The organism is Streptomyces sp. NPDC127190 (genome assembly GCF_042672505.1).
Taxonomy (GTDB): Bacteria; Actinomycetota; Actinomycetes; order Streptomycetales; family Streptomycetaceae; genus Streptomyces.
This window is the reverse complement of record NZ_JBHXVE010000022.1, coordinates 25176-45207: the sequence shown is the minus strand read 5'-3', so window position 1 is coordinate 45207 and position 20032 is coordinate 25176. Positions and strand designations below refer to the sequence as shown.

The following is a 20032-nucleotide window of genomic DNA, read 5'->3' as shown; positions in this document are numbered from 1 at the left end:
GGGGGCTGAATGATCGGCATCCTGCTCGGGGTGGACGACCTCGCCGACACCCGGTTCGCGATCTCCCCGCTCGGCCAGCTCATGGAGAGTCTGCGGGTGCTGCGCGCCCCCGGCCTGCACCCGCTGCACCGCGACTGGCGCCGTACCGTGCTCGGCGCGCTCGCCCCCGCCGACCGGCCCCTGCTGTCCGCGCTGGTCGGCGCCACTCTGGCGCTGCCCGACTTCCTCACCCCCCGGCCCGCCGCGTACGCCCCCTCGTTCGACGAGGAGCTGGCCGTCGTACGGGCCACACCCGCGCGGACCGTACGGCACGATCTGCGCGCCGCCCACGCGCCACACCCGCTGCCCGAGCCCCTGCGGCAGGCCGCCGCACCCGGCGACGGGCCCGTCCTGGACCTGCTCGACACGCTCTGCGCGGTGCTGCGCCGCTACTGGGAGACGGCGCTGCTGCCGTACTGGCCGCGGATCCGGCTGGTGCTGGAGGCCGACATCACCTACCGGGCGGGACAGCTGGCCACCGGCGGCGCGTGCGCCCTCTTCGCCGGTCTCCACCCCCACCTGCGCTGGCGCGACGGAATGCTGACGGTGGACAAGATGATCGGCCGACACACGGTGGCCGCGGACGGGCGGGGGCTGCGGCTGGTCCCGTCGGTGTTCGCGCACAAGCCGGCGCCGCCGATCAGCGCCGACGCCGCGCCGATGCTGGCCTACCCGGGCCGGGGCACGGCCACCCTGTGGGAAGCGCCGCCCGCGCCCGAGGCGTCCCCCCTGACCGCCCTGCTCGGCGCGCCCAGGACGACCCTGCTGCGGCTGCTCGCCGAGCCCCTGCCCACCGTCGAGCTGGCCCGTCGGCTGGGGGTGACCCCGAGCGCCGTCTCGCAGCATCTGCGGGTGCTGTACGACACCGGTCTGCTCACCCGCGCCAGGGACGGCAGACGGGTGCTCTACCGCCGCAGCCCGCTCGGGGAGCGGCTCGTCGCGGGGTGACCGGGAGGGCGCGGACACGGCGAAGGGGCCGGAGAAACTCCGGCCCCTTCGTGGTGCGGGTGCGGCTCAGGCGGCCGCGGCCTCGGCGATGGTGCCGTGCAGCCGGGCCACGACCTCGGTCAGCTGGGCGGCGACCTCGGCGTCCTCGGACGGGTGGGTCTCGGCGAAACGGGTCATGGAGCCGGGGATGGACAGCTTGATGTCCTCGATCACCTTGCCGCCGGCGATGCCCACGGCCTTGCGGGTGTCGTCCTGCGCCCACACGCCGCCGTACTGGCCGAAGGCGGTGCCGACCACGGCGACGGGCTTGCCGCCGAAGGCGCCGGCGCCGTACGGGCGGGACAGCCAGTCGATGGCGTTCTTCAGGACGGCCGGGATGGTGCCGTTGTACTCGGGCGAGAAGAACAGGAACGCGTCGGCGGCCTGGGCGGCCTCGCGCAGCGCGGCGGCGGCGGCCGGAACGGCGCACTCGACGTCGATGTCCTCGTTGTAGAACGGCACGTCGGCCAGGCCCTCGAAGAGCACGACCTCGGCGCCCTCCGGAGCGAGCTTGGCGGCCGCCTCGGCGAGCTGGCGGTTGTGGGAGCCGGCGCGGAGGCTGCCGACGAGCGCGAGGATGCGAACGGACATGGGTACTCCAAGAGGCTGAAACATCGCGGTCACAATCCGGACCGGGGTCCGGTTAACTGTGTACCATCCTAAACGGACCGCGGTCCAGTTTTCTTCCCGATGCTTTACGCTGGCTCCATGTCCAGCCTCCTGCCCCCCTGCCCGGAGCCCCGTGAGCCCCTCGGGCCCCAAGAGGAGCCCGCCCTGCTCGACATCGGCACGGCCGCCGACGAGCCCTGCCTGCGCGCCGACGCGGCCCGCAACCGGGCCAGGCTGCTGGACGCCGCCTCCCGGCTCATCGCGGAACACGGAGTGGCCGGGGTGACCATGGAGGCGGTCGCCACCGCCGCCCAGGTCGGCAAGGGCACGGTCTTCCGCCGCTTCGGCGACCGCACCGGTCTGCTGATGGCGCTGCTCGACCACTCCGCCCGCCAGCTCCAGTCCGACTTCCTGAGCGGCCCGCCGCCGCTGGGCCCCGGCGCGCCGCCCCTGGAGCGGCTGCGGGCGTTCGGCGTGGCCGTGCTCTACCGCTCGGCCGAGGCGCTCGACCTGGAGCTGGCCGCCCAGCCGGAGCCCGCCCGCCGGTACGCCCACCCCGCCTTCCAGGCGCTGCGCACCCATGTGACCATGCTGCTGCGCGAGCTGGTGCCGGACGGCGACTGCGATCTGCTGTCCCACACCCTGCTGGCGGCGCTGGACCCCGGCCTCATCCACCATCTGACCCGCCAGTGCGGCATGCCCATGGAACGGCTGGAGCAGGGCTGGTTCGACCTGGTCGCCCGGGTGACCGGCACTCAGCCGCTCCACTGAGCCGGACGCCGGACCGGTCGGGCCGGACACAGAACCGGTTCGTCCAATTCCGGACCACGTTCCCCCGCCCGCGGCGGGCGTCCGGCGCTCTGCCAAGATGCGCTCTGTCATGGTGCAGATACCGAACACGCCCACGAGCGCCGACGTGGCCCGGCTGGCCGGCGTCTCGCGCGCGACCGTGTCCTACGTCCTCAACAACACCAGCGCGGTCCGGATCAGCGAAGCCACCCGCCGCCGGGTGCACGAGGCCGCGCGGGAACTGGGGTACGTGCCGCACGCGGCCGCCCGCAGCCTGCGCGCCGGGCACAGCCGGATGGTCGTCATGCCCGCCCCCGCGATCCCGGCGGGCCCCCTCTACAGCACGTTCCTCAACGAACTCCAGTGGGCCCTCGGCCGCCTCGACTACACCGTCGTCCAGTACGGCACCGTCGGCCTCCAGGGCGACGAGGCCGCCCGTGCCTGGGCGGAGCTGCGGCCGGTCGCCGTCCTGGTGCCCGGTACCGGACTCGGCCCGCAGGGCGTCGCCGTCCTCAAGCGCTCCGGCGCCCGGGCCGTGGTCACCCTCGGCCCCGCCCGGGTCGACGGCGCCCACGCCCTGCTGATGGACCACACCGCCGTCGGCCACACCGCGGCCACCCACCTGTACCGGCGGGGCAGACGGCGGATCGGGGTCGTGATGCCCGAGGAGCCCGGCCTGGAGGCGTACTCGGAGCCCCGGCTCGCGGGCGTGCGTCAGGCGCTGCACGACACGGACGCGACCGTGACCGTGCTGCCGCTCGCGTACACCGAGCGGTCCGCCGCCGCACTCGCCGCCCGCTGGTCCGAGTCGGGCCTGGACGCGGTGTTCGCCTACAACGACGAGTACGCGATGCTGCTCATGCGTGCCCTTCAGGACGAGGGCGTACGCATCCCCGAGGACGTCGCCGTCATCGGCGCCGACGACCTCATGCTGGGCCGGCTGCTGCGGCCCCGGCTCAGCACGGTCCAGGTCGAGCTTCCGTCGGCACGCGACCTCGCCGAACTGGTCGACCGCGCGGTCCGCGACCCGGGGGGCGACCCGGAAACCCACAAGGTCCTGGGCGCCTCCCTCATCCACCGCGACTCCACCTGACCTGGACCAGCTCCCGGGGCCCTGTGCGCACCACCGAGCCCCACCGCGGAGCGGTTACTCGCCCTGGGCCTCCTGGGCCGCGATGCTCCGGCGGACCTCGTCCATGTCCAGGCCGCGGGCCTGGCTGATCACGTCCGCGAGGGCGGGTTCGGGGAGGGCGCCGGGCTGGGCGAAGATCGCCACCTTGTCCCGGACGATCATCAGTGTCGGGATCGACTGGATGCCGAAGGCCGCGGCCAGCTCCGGCTGGGCCTCGGTGTCCACCTTGCCGAAGACCAGGTCCGGGTTGTCCGCGGCGGCCTTCTCGTAGACCGGCGCGAACTGCCGGCACGGGCCGCACCACTCTGCCCAGAAGTCGATGAGGACGAAGCCGTTCTTCTCGACCGTCTGGTCGAAGTTCTCCTTGGTCAGCTCAACGGTGCTGCTCATGGCCTGCTTCCCTCTTCCTGGTATGGGGCTCTGCCGACGGCGGAAACACGGCCGTGCGACGGCCTATTCCGGGGCGCCCCGGGCGCGTACCCCCTGTGGCCTCCGCGCACACCAGCCACCAGACTGACCCCATGACGGAAACGGAATCCATCGCGTACGACGTCGTGGTGCTCGGAGCCGGACCCGTGGGGGAGAACGTCGCCGACCGCACCCGCGCGGCCGGACTCACCACCGCGGTCGTGGAGAGCGAACGGGTCGGCGGCGAGTGCTCGTACTGGGCGTGCATGCCGAGCAAGGCGCTGCTCCGCCCGGTCATCGCCCGGGCCGACGCCCGCCGCCTGCCCGGCCTGGCCCCCGCGGTCCAGGGCCCGCTGGACACGCCCGCCGTTCTCGCCCGCCGCGACGAGTACGCCTCGCACTGGCGGGACGACGGCCAGGTCCGCTGGCTGGACGGCATCGGCGCCTCCCTGTACCGGGGCCACGGGCGACTCGCCGGCCCGCGCACCGTCACCGTGACCGCTCCCGACGGCACGGTGACCACCCTCACCGCCCGCCACGCCGTCGCCGTCTGCACCGGCACCCGCGCCCAGCTGCCCGACCTGCCCGGTCTCGCCGAGGTGCGGCCCTGGACCAGCCGCGAGGCCACCAGCGCCCAGGCGGCACCGGCCCGGCTGATCGTCGTGGGCGGCGGAGTCGTCGCCACCGAGATGGCCACCGCCTGGCAGGCCCTCGGCTCCCGGGTCACCCTGCTGGTGCGCGGCAAGGGCCTGCTGAACCGCATGGAGCCGTTCGCCGGGGAACTGGTCGCCGAGTCCCTCGCCGAGGCCGGCGCCGACATCCGCACCGGCACCACCGTGGAGTCCGTGCGCCGCGAGAACGGCACCGTCGTCGCGGTCACCGTCGGCGGCGACCGGATCGAGGCCGACGAGATCCTCTTCGCCACCGGCCGGGTCCCGCAGACCGACGACCTCGGCCTGGACACCGTCGGCCTGGAACCGGGCTCCTGGCTGGACGTCGACGACACCCTGAGGGTCACCGGCACCGACTGGCTGTACGCGGTCGGCGACGTCAACCACCGCGCCCTCCTCACCCACCAGGGGAAGTACCAGGCCCGGATCGCGGGCGCCGCCATCGCCGCCCGCGCGGCCGGCGGCCCGCTCCTGGACGAACCCTGGGGCGCGCACGTCGCCACCGCCGACGGCAGCGCCGTACCCCAGGTCGTCTTCACCGACCCCGAGGCCGCCGCCGTGGGCCTCTCCCTCGCCGAGGCGGAACAGGCGGGCCACCGGGTCCGCGCCGTCGACGTCGCGTTCTCCTCCGTCGCGGGCGCGGGGCTCTACGGCGACGGCTACCAGGGCCGGGCCCGGATGGTCGTGGACCTGGAGGAGGAGATCCTGCGCGGGGTCACCTTCGTCGGCCCGGGCGTCGGCGAGCTGATCCACTCCGCGACCGTCGCGGTCGCGGGCCGTGTCCCGGTCGACCGGCTGTGGCACGCCGTCCCGTCCTACCCGACCCTCAGCGAGGTGTGGCTGCGCCTGCTGGAGGCGTACCGGGACAACTGACCTTCCAGGTCAGGGCAGTTCGAAGCCGAGCGCGGCCGCGGGCGCGCGCGGCGCGGGCTGTGCCCACAGCGCCGCCACGGCCTCGTTCGTGGACAGCGAGCGCAGCTCGGCGCGGTCCAGATACAGGGTGCCGTCGAGGTGGTCGGTCTCGTGCTGGACGATCCGGGCCGGCCAGCCCGCGACCACCTCGTCCAGCGCGCGGCCCCGCTCGTCGCTGCCGCGCAGCCGCACCTCGGCGTGCCGGGCCACCACGGCCTGCCAGCCCGGCACGCTCAGGCAGCCCTCGAAGAACGCGGCGCGGGCGGTCCCGACGGGTTCGTAGGAGGGGTTGACCAGGACGCGGAACGGCTGCGGCACCCGGCCCCGGGCCGCCGCGACCTCCTCCGGCACCGGCGCCGGGTCCTCCAGGACCGCGATCCGCAGCTCCACGCCGACCTGCGGCGCGGCGAGGCCCACGCCCGGGGCGGCGTGCATGGTGAGGCGCAGCGCCTCGATGAAGCGGGCCAGCAGGGCGGGGCCGAGCTGGCCGTCGTACGGTTCGGTGGCGCGCCGCAGCACGGGCTGACCGGCGGCGACGATGGGCAGGGGGCCGCCGGCGGCGAGGAGTTCCTCGACCCGCTCGGCGAGCGGTGCGTGATCACGGGTGGCTGCCATCGGGTCAGGATGCCATGACACGGGGTAGACGACACCGCGGTGCCCCCGCGGGCACGGGGGCACCGCCCGGCTCACCGCTCCGGGAACTCACCCGCGAGCGCTCCGGCGATCCGCAGATGCTGCTCGGCCTCCTCGTGCCGTGCCTGCCGCTGGAGCGTGCGCCCCAGCATCAGCCGGGCGTACTGCTCCACCGGGTCGCGCTCGACGATGATCCGCAACTCGGCCTCGGCGCGCCGCAGTTGGGCGGAGTGGTAGTAGGCGCGGGCCAGCAGCAGCCGCGGAGCGGTCTGCTCCGGCACCTCCTCGACCAGCCCGGCCAGCACCCGCGCCGCCCCGGCGTAGTCCCTGGCCTCGAAGAACAGCTGCGCGCGCGTCCAGCGCTCGGCCGCCGTCCCGTGGTCGTAGTACGTGTTCTCCACTCGCGTCTCCACTGGTGACCTCCTTCGACGGCCACAACGGAGCAGAGTTGTTCAATATTCCACTACTCCGCCGTGCCGGCCGCCTGGGCGGGGTCAGTGCCTGGTGTAGACGAAGCCGAGCTTGTCGATCTCGTCGCCCGAGCGGCCGTGGAAGCCGGCGATCTGCCAGCCGGAGGGGGCGGTCCGGGTCACGCAGTCGGACGTGGTGGTGCCGCCGGAGAGGACGCGGCCCAGGTTCGTGGTGAAGGCGGCGGAGAAGATGCGGCTGTGGCCGTCCTTCTGCCCCTCGCACAGCCGGGCGGAGGTGACGTACTCCCCGCTGCCCAGGGTGAGCGACGAGGCCGTGCCGCCGGTGCCGCCGTGCGTCACGGCCGTACCGTCGCCGTACGTGATGCCGACGCCGTCGACGCGCGCGCCGCTGCGCAGTGAGAGGGTCGCCGGCGCGCTGGTGGCGGGCACGGTCGCGATGTCGGTGAAGTAGTCGCCGTGCGGGCCGCCGAACTGGTCGCTGAGCTGGAGGTCCGGATTGCGCGACCAGCCGAAGGACACCGCGATCGGGTCGTGGTCGGACAGCATGAGCCCGTCGCCGGTGAGGAAGCCGGCGTGCTTGTTGTCGTACGCCGTGGCGTCGAGCGAGACGAGCCGGTTGCCGCGGTAGAGGACCTTGTCGACGACCTCGCAGGTGTTCGTGATCGCGTTCTCGTCGCACAGCAGCGGGTCGGAGCCCTTGGCGGGCGGGGTGCCGCCGCGTTCGAGCCGGACCCAGGCGTCGGTGAGGCCGTTGTCCCGGGCGAACTCGCCGATGGTGTCGCCGGCGCGCGTGTAGCGGGTGTTGGTGTCGCCCATGACCACGACGGCGTTCCCGGCGGAGTGGGTCTTGATGAACGTGGTCAGCTGGCTGAGGTTGTCGGCGCGCGAGGCCAGGTCCCCGTCGTTGGTGCCGGCGTTGGTGTGGAGGTTGTAGAAGTCGACGTACACGCCCTCCGCCAGGCGCTCGCGCAGGAAGGTGAAGCCCTTGGGGGTGAGGCAGTCGCCGGAGTCCACCTGGCAGGAGTTCCAGTGCACCCGCTCGAAGTCGTCGGTGTCGTAGGGGAGGTCCGACAGGGTGTTGAGACCGCTGCCGATACCGGCTCCGCCGCTGGTGGGGGTGCGGTAGGGGTGGGTGTCGGAGGCGTAGAGATTGGAGTGGTAGTTGAAGTCCTCCTGGACGTTGACCACGTCGTAGGCGCCGATCCGGGCGCCTATCGCGGTCGTGCTCGGCGCGCGCGGCGTGGGGGCACTGGAGAGGCCCTCCGGCAGCCCCGCCACGTTGTAGGAGAGGACGCTGAACGTCCCGGAGGTTCCGTCGGGGGCGGTCTGGGCGGCCGCGGGGGCGGTGAATCCGCCGAACGCGGCGGCCGCGACCGTGAGGCAGAGCAGAAGACGGCGCACGGGCTGGCCTCCTGAGGGGGCGTCAAGGGGAGCGGGCGGCAGCAACTTACCGCCGGTAACGCTGCTTCGTGCGCCGGTTCGGCCAAGGGTGAGGAAAAGTTCACCGGCCGGACCGGAGCCGTTGCCGCCCGTACGCCCCGCCGTCCCCGCGGGCGCCACCGGCCGACCGGCCGGGGTGCGCTCAGCGGGCCGCCGCGTGGTGGGGTGCCATGTGGTCGGTGAACCAGTCGCGGGCGAGGCCGGCGGCCTGCTCCAGGGTGCCGGGCTCCTCGAAGAGGTGGGTGGCGCCGGGTACGACCGCGAGCCGGTTCTCGCACCGCAGCCGGGCCTGGGCCTCGCGGTTGAGGTCGAGGACCAGCTCGTCGCGGCCCCCCACGATCAGCAGCGTGGGCGCGGTCACGGCCGGCAGCCGCGGCCCGGCGAGATCGGGCCTGCCGCCGCGGGAGACCACCGCGCCGATCCGCGCCTCCGGCTCGGCGGCGGCCCAGAGCGCCGCGGCGGCACCGGTGCTGGCACCGAAGTAACCCACGGCCAGCCCCGCCGCCTCGGGCTGCTCGCGCAGCCAGCCGGTGGCTTCGGTGAGCCGCCCGGCGAGCAGCCCGGTGTCGAAGACGTTGGCCCGGTCGGTCTCCTCCTCCTCGGTCAGCAGGTCGAACAGCAGGGTGCCCAGCCCCGCCCGGTTCAGCACGTCCGCGACGAACCGGTTGCGGGGACTGTGCCGGCTGCTGCCGCTGCCGTGCGCGAACACCACGACCCCGCTCGCGCCCTCGGGCACCGTCAACCGCCCCCGCAGGCCCGCCCGCCCCGCGCGCACCTCCGCCTCCCGGTCCCCGGGGACCGCCGAGCGGCCCGGACGGGCCCCGCGGGTGCCTTCCCGGCGGGCGAACGAGTCCTCCAGGCAGGCGATCACCTCGTCGTCGCCGGTCTGGGTGAAGTCGGCGTAGAACTGCCCGATCGCGTAGAACTCCGCCGGGGTGTGCAGGCACACCCCCTCGTCGGCGTCCGCGCCCAGCCGCGCCGTCCAGTCGTACGGTGCCACCGGAACGGCCAGCACCACCCGGGCGGCGCCGCGGGCGCGTGCGATCCGGCAGGCCGCCCGTGCCGTCGACCCGGTGGCCACCCCGTCGTCGACGACCAGGACGGTACGGCCGGTGAGCGGCACCGGTGCGCGGTCGCCCCGATAGCGCCGGGCGCGGCGCGCCAGCACCTCCTGCTCGCGCGCCTCGACCTCGGCCAGCTGGTCCGGGGTGACCCGCGCATGCCGGACCACCTCGTCGTTGATCACCCGGACGCCGCCCTCGCCGATGGCCCCCATGCCCAGCTCCGGCTGGACCGGCACGCCCAGTTTCCGGACCAGGCACACGTCCAGCGGTGCGTCCAGCGCCTCGGCGATCTCCGCGCCGACCGGGACTCCGCCGCGGGGCAGCGCCAGCACGACGGCATCGGAACCCCGCAGGTGTTCGAGCCGGGCGGCCAGCCGGCGGCCGGCGTCCCGGCGATCGGTGAAGAACACGATCCGGCCTCCCTGCCACCAGGAAATGTCCGTACCTCCATCGTCGCCCCGGCGGAAGCGGGGCGCGCACCGCGCCAGGAGACGATCCGCACCGTGCCAGGAGGTGATCTGCACCGCGCCACGAGGTGATCTTCCGAGTCGCCCCGGCGCGCCGGGACGCGCACCATGGACAGGGAGCGCCTCACCCGGGAGTGAGCATGCGACTGTCGTTCCTCGAACCCCTCTACAAGCACCCCGGTCCGTTCGCGTCCGTCTATGTGGACACCTCCCGCGACACCGCCGTCGGCGATCCCGACGCGGCCATGGAGCTGCGCCGCCGGCATCTGCGGGACGCCCTGCTGGCCGAGGGGGCCGACCCGGACTCCGTCACCGCGGTGGCGGGCACCGTGGGCAGCGACACGGACGTCCCCGGCACCCACGGGCAGGCCGTGTTCGCCGCCCGGGGACGGCTGGCCCTGCTGGACGAACTGCCCACACCGCCGGCCCGGGACACGGCGTACTTCGGAACGCTGCCCGACGCCATGCCGTTGGCCGTCCAGCACGCGCCCGGGATCCCGTACCTCGCCGTGCATGTGCACTACAGCGGCCGTCACTCCACGGAGGCCCCCGGCACCGTACGGATCGACGCGGAGGCCGGCAGCTGGCCCCTGACCAGGGTGCGGCCCGGGCACCGGCTGCACGAGGAAGTCCCAGTGACCGACTGGCTGAACGCGGCCGAGGTGATCGGGGGCGAGCTGGAGGGCCATGCGCGGCGCATCGGCGCCGAGGCGGTGGTCGTCGCCGGAGACGTCTGGGCCCGGGGCATCCTGGTCCGCCGGCTGCCCCCGGCACTGCGCGGCGAGGTGACGACCGTGGAGGGCGCCGGCGCGTCCGAGCCGGGCCGCGCCCTGCTGGAGCAGCGGCTCGAGCAGCTCTTCGGCGAGCGCATGGCCGCGCACGACCGGGCCCTGCTCGACGCCTTCCTCGCCCAGCGGGGCCGCCATGGAGCGGCCGCGGAGGGCTTCCGGGCGGCGGTGTCGGCGCTCCAGCGGGGCAGCGTCAGAGCCCTGCTGCTCAACGACCACCCCGAGTCACCGCTGCGCCTGTGGATCGGCCCGGAACCCAGCCAACTGGCCTTCACCGACACCGAGTTGCGCTTGTACGGCATCACCGACCCGCAGCTGGAACGGGCCGACGCGGCCCTGACCCGGGCCCTGGTCGGGACCAGGGCGGAACTCGTCGTCGTACCCGAACAGCGGGTACGGCTGCATGAGGGCGTGGGGGTCCTGCTGCGCTACGCCGGTCCCGCGCGGGCCGCCGCCTGACGTCGCGGGCCGGTGCCTGACGTCACCGGCCGGCGCCGTGCGCGCCGCTCCCGGTCAGGGCGCGGCGGTGATCACCTCGACGAAGTGACCGACCCGGCCCTCGGGCAGATGACGGGCGAGGTCCGCCTCGCTGATCATGCCGACGAGCCGGTGGTTGTCGATCACCGGCAGCCGGCGGATCTTGTGGTTCTCCATGACCCGGAGGACAAGGTCGGCGTCGGCCCCGACATCGATCGTGACCGGCTTGCCCTGCTCCAGCTGGCCCGCGGTCACGGTCCTCGGGTCCTTGCCCCTGGCGACGCACTTCACCACGATGTCGCGGTCGGTGACGATCCCGTGCAGCCGGTCGTCGGGGCCGCAGATCGGAAGGGAGCCGACGTTCATCTCCTTCATCCTGCGTGCGGCGGCCTCCAGCGTCTCCCGCTCCGCGACGCAGGCCGCACCCGTGTGCATGATCTCCCGGGCGGTGGTCATGGCGGTCTCCTTCGAGCGTCGCTCGTCCGCGCCGGGAGAGCCCGCGGAGTCTGGCCCGCCCCGGCCGGTACTCCTCAGCACCAGTGTGGGTTGCCCGGCGGCCGCCCGCACTCCCGGCACACGTGCCGGGCCACGCCGGACGGCCGTACCGCGGGGCGGCGGCACCCTGCTCGCCGCCCGGCCCCCGCGGCGGTACTGTTCGCGGCGACGGCGACGTCCGCGACGGTGGCCGGGAGGCAGCGGTGACAAGGCTTACGGGCGATGCCCTGCGCGTGACGGTCTTCATCGGTGAGAACGACGTCTGGCACCACAAGCCGCTCTACAGCGAGATCGTGCACCGGGCACACCGGGCCGGGCTGGCCGGTGCCTCGGTGTTCCGCGGTGTGGAGGGCTTCGGCGCCTCCTCCCTGATCCACACCTCGCGGTTGCTGTCGCTCAGCGAGGATCTGCCGGTGGCGATCGTGATCGTGGACACCGAGGAGCGGGTGCGGGACTTTCTGCCGCAACTCGACGAGCTGGTCGGCTCGGGGCTGGTGGTCCTCGACGGCTGCGAGGTCATCCGGTACGTCGGCCGGGAGGCGACGACCGGGCCGAAGAGCCGGCCCGGGGGCCGGGGGAAGCACGCGTGAACCGGCTGCGCCCGCCGGGGACGTCCGGGGCATGAACCGGTCCGGGCCCGGGACGGGGGAGGCCGCGCGGATGGGGCCGTGGCGGTTCGTGGTCTGGTTCGGCACGGTCAGCCTGCTCGCCGACATCGTGTACGAGGGCGCCCGCTCGATCACCGGCCCGCTGCTGGCCTCGCTGGGCGCGTCCGCCCTGGTCGTCGGGGTGGTCACCGGCGCGGGGGAGGCGGCGGCGCTCGGGCTGCGGCTGGTCTCCGGCCCGCTCGCGGACCGCACCCGCCGCTTCTGGGGCCTGGCGATCGCCGGGTACGCCCTGACGGTCGTCTCCGTGCCGCTCCTGGGCGTGGCCGGAGTGCTGTGGGCCGCCTGCGTGCTGGTCATCGCCGAGCGGGTCGGCAAGGCCGTGCGCTCGCCCGCGAAGGACACGCTGCTCTCGCACGCCACCGCCGCCACCGGGCGGGGGCGGGGCTTTGCCGTCCACGAGGCGATGGACCAGATCGGCGCCCTGATCGGCCCGTTGCTGGTGTCCGGCATGCTCGCGCTGACCGGCGGTGACTACGCCGCGGCGCTGGGCGTCCTCGCCGTACCCGGGGTCGCGGTGCTGGGCCTGCTGTTCCGGCTGCGTGCCCGGGTACCGGACCCGGAAGGCTACGAGCGCGAGCTGACGGCCGCGGCGGCCGCCCCGCCCGAGGAGCAGGGCGAGCGGCTGCCCAGGACCTTCTGGACCTACGCCGCGTTCACGGCGGCCACCACGACCGGGTTCGCGACCTTCGGCGTGCTCTCCTACCACCTCGTCCAACGGCATCTGCTGAGCACCGCCTGGGTGCCCGTGCTGTACGCGGCGGCGATGGCCGTGGACGCGGTCGCCGCGCTGGCCACGGGCTGGCTGTACGACCGGGTCGGCCCGCGCGTCCTGGTGGTGCTGCCGGTGCTGACCGTCGCCGTGGTCGCGCTGGGCTTCACCGGCACGCTCGCCGTCGCGGTGGCCGGATCGCTGGTGTGGGGCGCGGCCATGGGCATCCAGGAGTCCGTCCTGCGCGCCACGGTCGCCGACCTGGTGCCGAGCGGCCGGCGGGCCACCGCGTACGGCCTGTTCGCCGGCGTGGTGGGCGCGGCCAGCGTGACGGGCGGCGCGCTGACCGGCGGCCTGTACGGCTATTCGATCCCCGTGCTGATCACGGTGGTCGTCGCCGTCCAGGCAGTGGCCGTGGTCCTGCTGGCCGTCACCGAGCTGAGCCGCCGCTGAGCGGCCGGGGACGAGGCCGTCAGGCTTTCCTTCGCTCCAGGTACGGGGCCTTGAAGAGGCGGACACACGTTTTCCGTGCCATGGTGGGGGCACCTCGGGGCGTAACCGAGGAGGTGAGCCGCTACGAGCACTTCCTTCGAAACGCAGCTGTCCGTGCCGGGCCTGTCGCCGGTGCTCGGTCTCGGTGTCGAGGCCGGCCGCGCGGCGGTACGACTCGCCCGGCTACCGCTCGACATCGCCGAGGAGGGCGTCGGGACACTGACCGGCTGGCTCGGTCACCCCCGCGCCGCCCGGGCGGCCGACGCCACCGCTCCACCGGACGACCCCGTCAGCACCGTCCCGGTGCTTCTGGTGCACGGTCTGGCCGACCGCGAGTGGGTGGTCTCCTCGCTCCACCGCGGCCTGGACGGCTGCGGCGTGGGCCCCTTCGTCCCGGTCGACTACAAGGCGCTCAGCCCCGACATCCGGTCGGCGGCCCGGGTGCTCGGCGACCAGGTCGAGGCGGCGCACGCCCGCAGCACCGGCCGGTCCGTGGTCCTGATCGGCTACAGCCTGGGCGGCCTGATCGCCCGCTACTACGTGCAGCGGCTCGGCGGTGACGCGTATGTGTCCCTGCTGATCACCCTGGCGACGCCGCACACCGGGACGGCGACCGCCCTGCTCGCACCGCCCCACCCACTGCTGCGCCAGCTGCGGCCGGGCAGCGACGTCCTGGCCGAACTCGCGGAGCCGGCCGCGGGCTGCCGCACCCGGTTCGTGGCCTTCTACAGCGACCTGGACGAGGCCGTCGTACCCGCTGCCCGGGGCCGGATCGACCATCCCGACCTCGAGGCACGCAACGTCCTCGTGCCCGGGGTGGGCCATCTGACCCTGCCCCTGCACCAGCCCGTCATCGAGCAGATGCGCTCGCTGCTGACCGCCGCCGGGGCCGCGGTGACCGCCGGGTCTCCGCCCCGGTGCGCGAGGGGAGGCGTGACAGCGGGGAGGAACCGGAGGACGCTGAAACGGAGCCGGTGAGCACACCGCCGCCGGCATGCCGGCGCCCCGCGGACCGACATCATGGCCCCTGCACCCAGCCCCGACCCCGGCACGCTGGTACGCCCGTACCGCCCCGAGGACGAGCCGGGCGTGTGCGCACTGGTCGCGGCGGACCGGCTGCCCGGGCAGCGGCCGTGCACGGCGGAGCAGCTGGCCGCCGCGCGGCGCGGCCCGCCCGCCCTGGCCGGCTGGACCGCACCGGCCCCGCCGCGGGTCGGCGTCCTGGCCGAGGCCGGGCACCGCCCCCGCGGGGTCATCGGCTACGTGGCGTGGACGGACGCCCGTACGGGCGTCATCTGCTGGGCGTACGGCCGGGAGGACCCGCCCGTGCTGAGCGCTCTCCTCGGCCACGCCCGGGCCGAACTCGCCAACTGCCCGCGGATCGACGCGTTCGTCGCCGCCCCGCCGGGTCCGCTGGGGCCGGGCGGCCTGCCCCGCACGCGTCGCGCCGCCACCCATGACGCCCTGCTGGCGGCCGGGTTCACCGGCCGCTGCCAGAGCGCCTACATGCACTGCACGCTCCCGGCCGTGCCGTCGCCGGTGACACCGGTCGCCGACGTGCTGCCCTGCGAGGTCCCGCCGGGACACCGGCTGATCGTCCACGACGGAGCCGAGCCGGTCGCGGAGGCCGTGGTCGGCACCGGTCCCGGCCGCACCGCGACCGTCTACTGGATCGAGACCCGCCCCACCCACCGGTGCCGGGGACTCGGCCGCGGGCTGCTCGGCCAGGCCCTCGCCCTGCTGGCCGAGCAGGGCGCCTGCGAGGCCGCGCTCGTCATCGACGGCACCCCGGAGCGCGAGGCCGCGGCCCGGCTCTTCGCCTCCTTCGGCTTCACCCTCGTGGACCGGCTGTGGACCTACCAGCTGCGGCAGCCCCCGGCCGCCGGTCCGCCCGGGTGACGTGCGGGCCGTACCGCCGGTCAGGCGGGCACCCGGTCGGTGGTCCTCTCCACGGCCCGCTCCGCGGCCTTGAGCACGGTGGTACGGCCCTGGTGGCGCCGCTCGTACTCCAGCACCCGCCGGCAGTGTCCGGGGCCGGCGTCGTTCAGCCGCTTGACGACCTCTTCCGCCGTCATGCCGTCGTAGCCGGGCCACGGCACCGGACCGAGCAGGGCGGCGACCCGGCTCAGGACGGCCGGGCGGCCCGCGTGGGACCGCTCGTAGGCGCCGACCATGGCCAGGTCGGTCTGCGGCAGGTAGGGGAGCCGGTCGACGATCGTCTTGGTGCTGAGCCTGCGATAGTCGGCGATCGGCAGCTGGTCCTCGCTGATCAGGGCCCCGCGCGGGGCGCCCTGGAGCCGGTCCGCGCCCGGCATGCGCTCGGCCGTCTCCCGCAGCCAGCTGCTCCACTCGCGCACCGCCAGGGCGGCTCCGGCCACGCCCGGCCCCGCCGTGGTCCCGGTCGCCGCCACCGCGGCCTCGGCGTGCTGTTCGACCGCGTGGGCCAGCTCCTCCAGCGTCTCCTCGTCGTCCCGGCGGATGGCGTCGAGCAGCTCCGTCGTGACGCCGTCCGCGGTCTCCTGGGCGATGCGCTCGGCGGCCCGGCACACCACGAGGGCCAGCGCGGTGACCGCGTACTCGTCCTGGGCGTTCTTCAGCAGCCGCAGTTCGGTGGCCGGTCCGCGGCCGCGGAACACCGCCGCCGGGACCGACGCCGCCATGTCGAAGGGCAGCCGGGCCGCCTGCCCGGTGAGCTGCCAGGCGCCGCCCAGGACGCTCTGCACCAGGCCGCGGGGCTGGATCACGTCCAGGCGTTCGTCGAGGCGGTACACATGGCCGCGGGCGTCTCCGAGGCGGCGCTCCAGCACGTCCCGGTGTTCACCGGGCGGGGTGACGGCGAGATGGGCCTTGAAGCGGTCGGCAAGCGCCGCCTTGGTCTCGCGGACCTCGCGCAGCGCCGGGACGAGCAGGTCTGTGGCTACGGACATCAAGGTTCCTTCGGATGCTCGGGAGGGATCGGCCGGAGTCCGGCACAGCCCCCACCGTGCCCCCAACCGCCCACCCCCGCATCTCCCGCCGCTGCCACGGCAGTCGGCGCGGGCACCCGCGGCCGGCCGGGCTCGCCGCCGAAAGCGCGGGTCCGGGGCCTGCCGTGCCACGGACGGCTCAGGCACCGGGTGCCGTACGTCCGGTCGGGCGCGCTGCGCCATCCGGGGCCGCCCGCGGGGCGAGGGTCAGGCTCCGCCCAGCCATTCGGCGAGTACGGCGGCCTGGCTGTGGTCCACGTCCTTGGTGGCGGTCAGGAGCGTGACCCTGCCCTGGGCGGCGAGGTCCCGCAGATGCTCGGCGGCCTCCCGGTGTCCGGAGTCCTCCAGCTCGGCCAGATAGCGGCGGCGGAACTCGGCGAAGCGGCCGGGCTCATGGCCGTACCAGCGGCGCAGCTCGGTCGACGGGGCCACATCGCGCAGCCACTCGTCCAGCTGCGCGTCCTCCTTGCGCATCCCGCGCGGCCAGACACGGTCGACGAGGATCCGCTTGCCGTCCCTGGGCGAGGTCTCCTCGTAGACCCGGTGACAGGTGATGTGCTGGGCCATGACGACACCCTCCCGAGCGATCGGCCGTCCCGGCCCGCACCGGGTTCCCGTCGGCATCGCGGCCGTAACGGAGGCTCACCCGATCGGGCGAGCGCCCCGGCCCCCCGGCGGAGCGGCCGCCGCCCGGTGTCTCACCGCAGCAGGTCCGGCCGGGACTCGTAGTGCAGACAGTGGAAACGGCCGTCCGCCTCCCGCCCGGCGGGATCGCCGCCCAGCGCCCGCACCGCGGCGATCGCATACCGCTGTTCCCGCTCGTCGGTGAAGAGACGCTGGGGGTAGGTCCGGGTGGCGTCGACCGTGGTGCCCAGTCCGTGCGCGGCCAGGGTGCGCACGATCGGGTGGTACGACACCGTCCGCAGCACGAACGCACTGACCCACACCGGTCTGCGGGCCCCCTCCAGCAGCGCGGTGAACGTCCGGGCGGTGACATAGCTGCCGCCGCCGGTCAGCGTGATGAGGCCGACCTCCGGGAGCGCCCGCGCCAGCCCGGGCCCGGGTGAGCCCTGCTCCAGGTCGTCGGTGAAGCCCTCGTCGAGCAGGCCCACCTCGATCGCGTACCGGACGGCGGGCGCCGAGACGTCCAGGCCGACCACCGCCACGGCGTCCGGAAGGCGCCGCTCGGCGTAGAACTCCTTGTCCCGGGCCGCGAGTTCGGCCGTCGACAGCTTCTCGACATCGGGGGAGGTGTACCGCTCGTACATCTCCGCCAGCGTGACGTCGTGGTTGAGCAGCGCGGCGTTGATCCCGTACGAGCAGCAGACGTCCAGCACCGCCGGCGGGCGCGGCCGGCCGTCGGCCAGCGCCGCCCGTTCGGCCGCGGCCCGCCGGAAGACCTGCTGGGCATGGTGCGGGATCTCGTACTCCAGCGGGGCCAGGCGTCCGAAATAGGCACGGGGGTCCGGCCGGTCGTAGATGTCGTCGAACCGCGCCTTGCCGCTCGCCACGCCCGCGGTACCCCCAGAGCCCGACCCGGCCATGCCGTACCCCTTCCCGCAGAACCCCTCGGCGTCTTTGCCATGTCTCGGCCTCCCACACCTCGGGACCCCGCAAACGCGCTACTCCGGAACGTTCAAGACATTTCGCCGCACGTGCCCCGCCGGCCGCCGGGGCCGCTCACCCCGGTGCCTCCGCCGCCGCGGACGAGCCGGCCTGGTACGCGGCCGCCTGGAGGGTGAACATCTGCGCGTACTCGCCGCCGAGTGCCATGAGTTCGCCGTGCGTCCCCGCCTCGATGATCCTGCCGTCGGCGAAGACGTAGATGGCGTCGCAGTCCACGACCGAGGCGAGGCGGTGGGAGATCAGGACGGTGATGCGGTCCGGGCGGTGCTTGCCGCGCAGCACGGTCCGGTAGACGGCGTGCTCGGCGCGCGGGTCCATGCTCGCGGTCGGCTCGTCGAGGATCAGCACCAGGCCGTCCTTGTACTCGCCCCGGCCGACGGCCAGCTTCGCCCACTGGCCGGCCGAGAGTTCCTGGCCGCCCCGGAACCGCTTGGACAGGGTCGCGGTCCAGGTGCCGGGCAGGGACGCGATCACCCGGTCCGCGCCCGAGGCGGTGGCGGCCTCCAGGACCCTGGCCGGATCCGCCTCGGTGAGGGTGCCGCGGGAGACGGTGATGTTGGACAGGGCGGAGAACGGATACCGCGTCGGATCCTGGAGGACGGACGCGACCCGGGCCTGGACGGACTCCGCGTCGTACCGGGTCAGCGGCACCCCGTCCCAGCGGATCTCGCCCTCGGTGGGGTCGTACAGGCCGGCCAGCAGCTTGGAGCAGGTGCTCTTGCCCGAGCCGTTCGCGCCGACGAACGCGACGGTCTGCCCGGCGCGCAGGGTCAGGCTGATCCCGGCGAGCGCGGGCGTGTCCTTGCCGGGATACGTGTAGTGCACGTCGTCGAAGGTGATCGCCGCGACCGTCCGCGGGGCCTGCACACCGGTCCGGCGCGGCAGGACCCCGCGGCAGCGCTCCTGGTGCTCCAGCAGGTCGCCCACCCACAGGCTCGTCTCGTACAGCAGGTGGGCCACGTCCACGACCCGGGTCATGGCGGACCGGGCGCTCTGCAACGCCAGCACCGCACCCGCACCGGCGGCGAGCGGCAGCCAGCCGTGGATCAGCATCAGGCCCAGCACCACGTAGGTGACGCCCGTCCCGATCCCGCCGGCGCTGCGGCCGATCAGCGACAGCCGGGCCTCGGCGAGGTTCAGCCGGACGTCCTCCGCGGTGATCTGCTCGGTGAGCCGGCCGTGCTCGTCCAGCAGCGCCTGCTGGGCGGTGTGGGAGCGCAGCTCCGCGGCGGTGTCCCGGTCCAGCATCAGCCAGGAGAACACCTCGGTGCGCCGGGACATCTCGTTGAACCGGCGGAAACTGTGGAAGCGGGCCTTCGCCGACTTCACCGCCGCCGCGCCCACCGGCAGCACCGACAGCGGGAGCAGGACCAGCAGCAGCGGATGCAGGACGGCGAGGACGCTCGCGGTGCCGATCAGCACCAGCGCCGCAGAGGCGAGGGTGACCACGTGCCCGACGATCTGCCGTGCGTAGTGCAGCCCCTGGTTCCGCGCCCGGTAGCAGTCGTCCTGCCAGGTCGGGCTGTCCACGGCCTCCAGCCTCACATGCGAGGTGAGCCGGTAGAACTCCCGTTCCAGCGCGGCGCGGATCAGCGGCGTCAGCCGGCCCTGGGCGACGGTGACGCCGTACTCCAGCAGGGCGCGCACCGACAGGACGACGACCACCAGGACCAGCTGCGGAACGGCGGCGCGCACCCGCTCGGGGGTGGGGCCGTCGGCGAGGATGTGCTGGGCCACCCCGACCGTGGCGACGAGCCCGAACGCGGACATCACGGCCGAGGCGGTCTGGAGCACCGCCAGGGCGAGGGTGGCCGGCCGGCTCGCCCGCCATGCGAAGCCGCCCACCCGCCGCACCGTGCGGGGCAGTTCGGCCAGAATCTGCCCCAGGCCGGCGCGGGCGGACGCGCCCTGGTGCAGCAGCCACCAGGCCTCGACCATCTCCTCGCCGTCGTCCGCGTGCTGCGCGATGGCCGCGATCGTCGCGGGCGGCGACGGCAGGTCCTCGGCGCGCGGCCGCGGCACCCCGGCCGGCGCCGCAGGAGGCTGGTCCCCGGTCCGTTCGCTCACTCTGTCCTCCCCGCCGGTCGTCGAACGCTCAAGGAAACGACCGCCTGCCGTGGCCCGTAACGGCCGGATCCGGGCAAACTGCCGCACCGGCTCCCGGCTGCCCGGGGCGCCCGCCGAAGGCTCGGTCACCGCCCTCGGTCCGGTGACCTGCATCACATCGGG

The 20032-nt window shown here is 74.5% G+C and carries 20 protein-coding genes; 9 read left to right on the top strand and 11 right to left on the bottom strand.

The window, feature by feature from the left end; all coding sequences use genetic code 11:
• Positions 1-9: 9 nt before the first annotated feature.
• Positions 10-987, top strand: coding sequence for a helix-turn-helix domain-containing protein (locus ACFVIU_RS28775; RefSeq protein ID WP_385846038.1), 978 nt, complete (start codon positions 10-12; stop codon positions 985-987).
• A 66-nt stretch (positions 988-1053) separates the two neighbouring features.
• On the opposite strand, the gene ACFVIU_RS28770 is transcribed toward ACFVIU_RS28775, so the two are convergent.
• The gene (locus ACFVIU_RS28770; protein WP_385846037.1) at positions 1054-1617 is read right to left on the bottom strand and encodes an NAD(P)H-dependent oxidoreductase; all 564 of its coding nucleotides are present in this window, start codon (positions 1615-1617) and stop codon (positions 1054-1056) included.
• Between the two features lie 99 nt (positions 1618-1716).
• Between ACFVIU_RS28770 and ACFVIU_RS28765 the strand changes: the two genes are divergently transcribed.
• Complete coding sequence (locus ACFVIU_RS28765) at positions 1717-2406, top strand: TetR/AcrR family transcriptional regulator (protein WP_385846035.1); 690 nt, start codon at positions 1717-1719, stop codon at positions 2404-2406.
• Positions 2407-2515: 109 nt separating this feature from the next.
• Positions 2516-3517: a LacI family DNA-binding transcriptional regulator gene (locus ACFVIU_RS28760; RefSeq protein WP_385846034.1), complete on the top strand. Its 1002-nt coding sequence runs from the start codon at positions 2516-2518 to the stop codon at positions 3515-3517.
• A 54-nt stretch (positions 3518-3571) separates the two neighbouring features.
• On the opposite strand, the gene trxA is transcribed toward ACFVIU_RS28760, so the two are convergent.
• Entirely contained in the window at positions 3572-3946 is a 375-nt protein-coding gene (trxA, locus tag ACFVIU_RS28755; protein ID WP_385846032.1) for a thioredoxin, read from the bottom strand.
• A 131-nt stretch (positions 3947-4077) separates the two neighbouring features.
• On the opposite strand from trxA, the gene ACFVIU_RS28750 reads away from it, so the two are divergent.
• Positions 4078-5508: a dihydrolipoyl dehydrogenase family protein gene (locus ACFVIU_RS28750; RefSeq protein WP_385846030.1), complete on the top strand. Its 1431-nt coding sequence runs from the start codon at positions 4078-4080 to the stop codon at positions 5506-5508.
• A 9-nt stretch (positions 5509-5517) separates the two neighbouring features.
• Here ACFVIU_RS28750 and ACFVIU_RS28745 read toward each other — a convergent pair whose 3' ends face one another.
• The 4 genes from ACFVIU_RS28745 to ACFVIU_RS28730 all read right to left on the bottom strand — a co-directional run bounded on the left by ACFVIU_RS28745 (position 5518) and on the right by ACFVIU_RS28730 (position 9525).
• Positions 5518-6162, bottom strand: coding sequence for a peptide deformylase (locus tag ACFVIU_RS28745; RefSeq protein WP_385846029.1), 645 nt, complete (start codon positions 6160-6162; stop codon positions 5518-5520).
• A 71-nt stretch (positions 6163-6233) separates the two neighbouring features.
• Positions 6234-6581, bottom strand: a complete 348-nt coding sequence (locus tag ACFVIU_RS28740; protein WP_385846134.1) for a tetratricopeptide repeat protein — start codon at positions 6579-6581, stop codon at positions 6234-6236.
• Between the two features lie 93 nt (positions 6582-6674).
• Positions 6675-8012 carry a jacalin-like lectin gene (locus ACFVIU_RS28735; protein WP_385846028.1) on the bottom strand — a complete coding sequence of 446 codons (1338 nt, stop codon included), beginning with the start codon at positions 8010-8012 and terminating at the stop codon, positions 6675-6677.
• 181 nt (positions 8013-8193) lie between these two features.
• Positions 8194-9525: a phosphoribosyltransferase family protein gene (locus tag ACFVIU_RS28730; RefSeq protein ID WP_385846027.1), complete on the bottom strand. Its 1332-nt coding sequence runs from the start codon at positions 9523-9525 to the stop codon at positions 8194-8196.
• Between the two features lie 197 nt (positions 9526-9722).
• On the opposite strand from ACFVIU_RS28730, the gene ACFVIU_RS28725 reads away from it, so the two are divergent.
• A complete protein-coding gene (locus ACFVIU_RS28725) occupies positions 9723-10829 on the top strand; it encodes a hypothetical protein (protein ID WP_385846026.1) in 1107 nt (368 codons plus the stop codon).
• 54 nt (positions 10830-10883) lie between these two features.
• Here the strand turns inward: ACFVIU_RS28725 and ACFVIU_RS28720 are convergent, their stop codons facing one another.
• A complete protein-coding gene (locus ACFVIU_RS28720) occupies positions 10884-11303 on the bottom strand; it encodes a CBS domain-containing protein (RefSeq protein WP_385846024.1) in 420 nt (139 codons plus the stop codon).
• A gap of 242 nt (positions 11304-11545) precedes the next feature.
• Here ACFVIU_RS28720 and ACFVIU_RS28715 point away from each other — a divergent pair, with 242 nt between their 5' ends.
• The 4 genes from ACFVIU_RS28715 to ACFVIU_RS28700 all read left to right on the top strand — a co-directional run bounded on the left by ACFVIU_RS28715 (position 11546) and on the right by ACFVIU_RS28700 (position 15110).
• On the top strand, positions 11546-11932 hold the full coding sequence (locus ACFVIU_RS28715) for a DUF190 domain-containing protein (protein WP_385846023.1): 387 nt from the start codon (positions 11546-11548) through the stop codon (positions 11930-11932).
• 31 nt (positions 11933-11963) lie between these two features.
• Positions 11964-13172, top strand: a complete 1209-nt coding sequence (locus ACFVIU_RS28710) for an MFS transporter (protein ID WP_385846022.1) — start codon at positions 11964-11966, stop codon at positions 13170-13172.
• A gap of 153 nt (positions 13173-13325) precedes the next feature.
• Positions 13326-14189, top strand: a complete 864-nt coding sequence (locus ACFVIU_RS28705) for an esterase/lipase family protein (protein WP_385846021.1) — start codon at positions 13326-13328, stop codon at positions 14187-14189.
• 42 nt (positions 14190-14231) lie between these two features.
• Positions 14232-15110: a GNAT family N-acetyltransferase gene (locus ACFVIU_RS28700; protein WP_385846020.1), complete on the top strand. Its 879-nt coding sequence runs from the start codon at positions 14232-14234 to the stop codon at positions 15108-15110.
• Between the two features lie 20 nt (positions 15111-15130).
• Here ACFVIU_RS28700 and ACFVIU_RS28695 read toward each other — a convergent pair whose 3' ends face one another.
• From ACFVIU_RS28695 to ACFVIU_RS28680, 4 genes are all read right to left on the bottom strand, one after another.
• Entirely contained in the window at positions 15131-16138 is a 1008-nt protein-coding gene (locus ACFVIU_RS28695; RefSeq protein WP_385846019.1) for a hypothetical protein, read from the bottom strand.
• 246 nt (positions 16139-16384) lie between these two features.
• A complete protein-coding gene (locus ACFVIU_RS28690; protein WP_385846017.1) occupies positions 16385-16744 on the bottom strand; it encodes a DUF488 domain-containing protein in 360 nt (119 codons plus the stop codon).
• Between the two features lie 131 nt (positions 16745-16875).
• Entirely contained in the window at positions 16876-17688 is an 813-nt protein-coding gene (locus ACFVIU_RS28685; RefSeq protein WP_385846016.1) for a hypothetical protein, read from the bottom strand.
• A 169-nt stretch (positions 17689-17857) separates the two neighbouring features.
• Positions 17858-19870: an ATP-binding cassette domain-containing protein gene (locus tag ACFVIU_RS28680; RefSeq protein ID WP_385846015.1), complete on the bottom strand. Its 2013-nt coding sequence runs from the start codon at positions 19868-19870 to the stop codon at positions 17858-17860.
• Positions 19871-20032: the final 162 nt, after the last annotated feature.

Excerpts from the sequence above, each read along its gene's own strand:
- ACFVIU_RS28770 (WP_385846037.1), bottom strand. The coding sequence starts at position 1,617 with ATGTCCGTTCGCATCCTCGCGCTCGTCGGCAGCCTCCGCGCCGGCTCC.
- ACFVIU_RS28775 (WP_385846038.1), top strand. The coding sequence starts at position 10 with ATGATCGGCATCCTGCTCGGGGTGGACGACCTCGCCGACACCCGGTTC.
- ACFVIU_RS28760 (WP_385846034.1), top strand. The coding sequence starts at position 2,516 with ATGGTGCAGATACCGAACACGCCCACGAGCGCCGACGTGGCCCGGCTG.
- ACFVIU_RS28765 (WP_385846035.1), top strand. The coding sequence starts at position 1,717 with ATGCTTTACGCTGGCTCCATGTCCAGCCTCCTGCCCCCCTGCCCGGAG.
- ACFVIU_RS28690 (WP_385846017.1), bottom strand. The coding sequence starts at position 16,744 with ATGGCCCAGCACATCACCTGTCACCGGGTCTACGAGGAGACCTCGCCC.
- ACFVIU_RS28710 (WP_385846022.1), top strand. The coding sequence starts at position 11,964 with ATGAACCGGTCCGGGCCCGGGACGGGGGAGGCCGCGCGGATGGGGCCG.
- trxA (WP_385846032.1), bottom strand. The coding sequence starts at position 3,946 with ATGAGCAGCACCGTTGAGCTGACCAAGGAGAACTTCGACCAGACGGTC.
- ACFVIU_RS28700 (WP_385846020.1), top strand. The coding sequence starts at position 14,232 with ATGGCCCCTGCACCCAGCCCCGACCCCGGCACGCTGGTACGCCCGTAC.
- ACFVIU_RS28750 (WP_385846030.1), top strand. The coding sequence starts at position 4,078 with ATGACGGAAACGGAATCCATCGCGTACGACGTCGTGGTGCTCGGAGCC.
- ACFVIU_RS28720 (WP_385846024.1), bottom strand. The coding sequence starts at position 11,303 with ATGACCACCGCCCGGGAGATCATGCACACGGGTGCGGCCTGCGTCGCG.
- ACFVIU_RS28725 (WP_385846026.1), top strand. The coding sequence starts at position 9,723 with ATGCGACTGTCGTTCCTCGAACCCCTCTACAAGCACCCCGGTCCGTTC.
- ACFVIU_RS28745 (WP_385846029.1), bottom strand. The coding sequence starts at position 6,162 with ATGGCAGCCACCCGTGATCACGCACCGCTCGCCGAGCGGGTCGAGGAA.
- ACFVIU_RS28695 (WP_385846019.1), bottom strand. The coding sequence starts at position 16,138 with ATGTCCGTAGCCACAGACCTGCTCGTCCCGGCGCTGCGCGAGGTCCGC.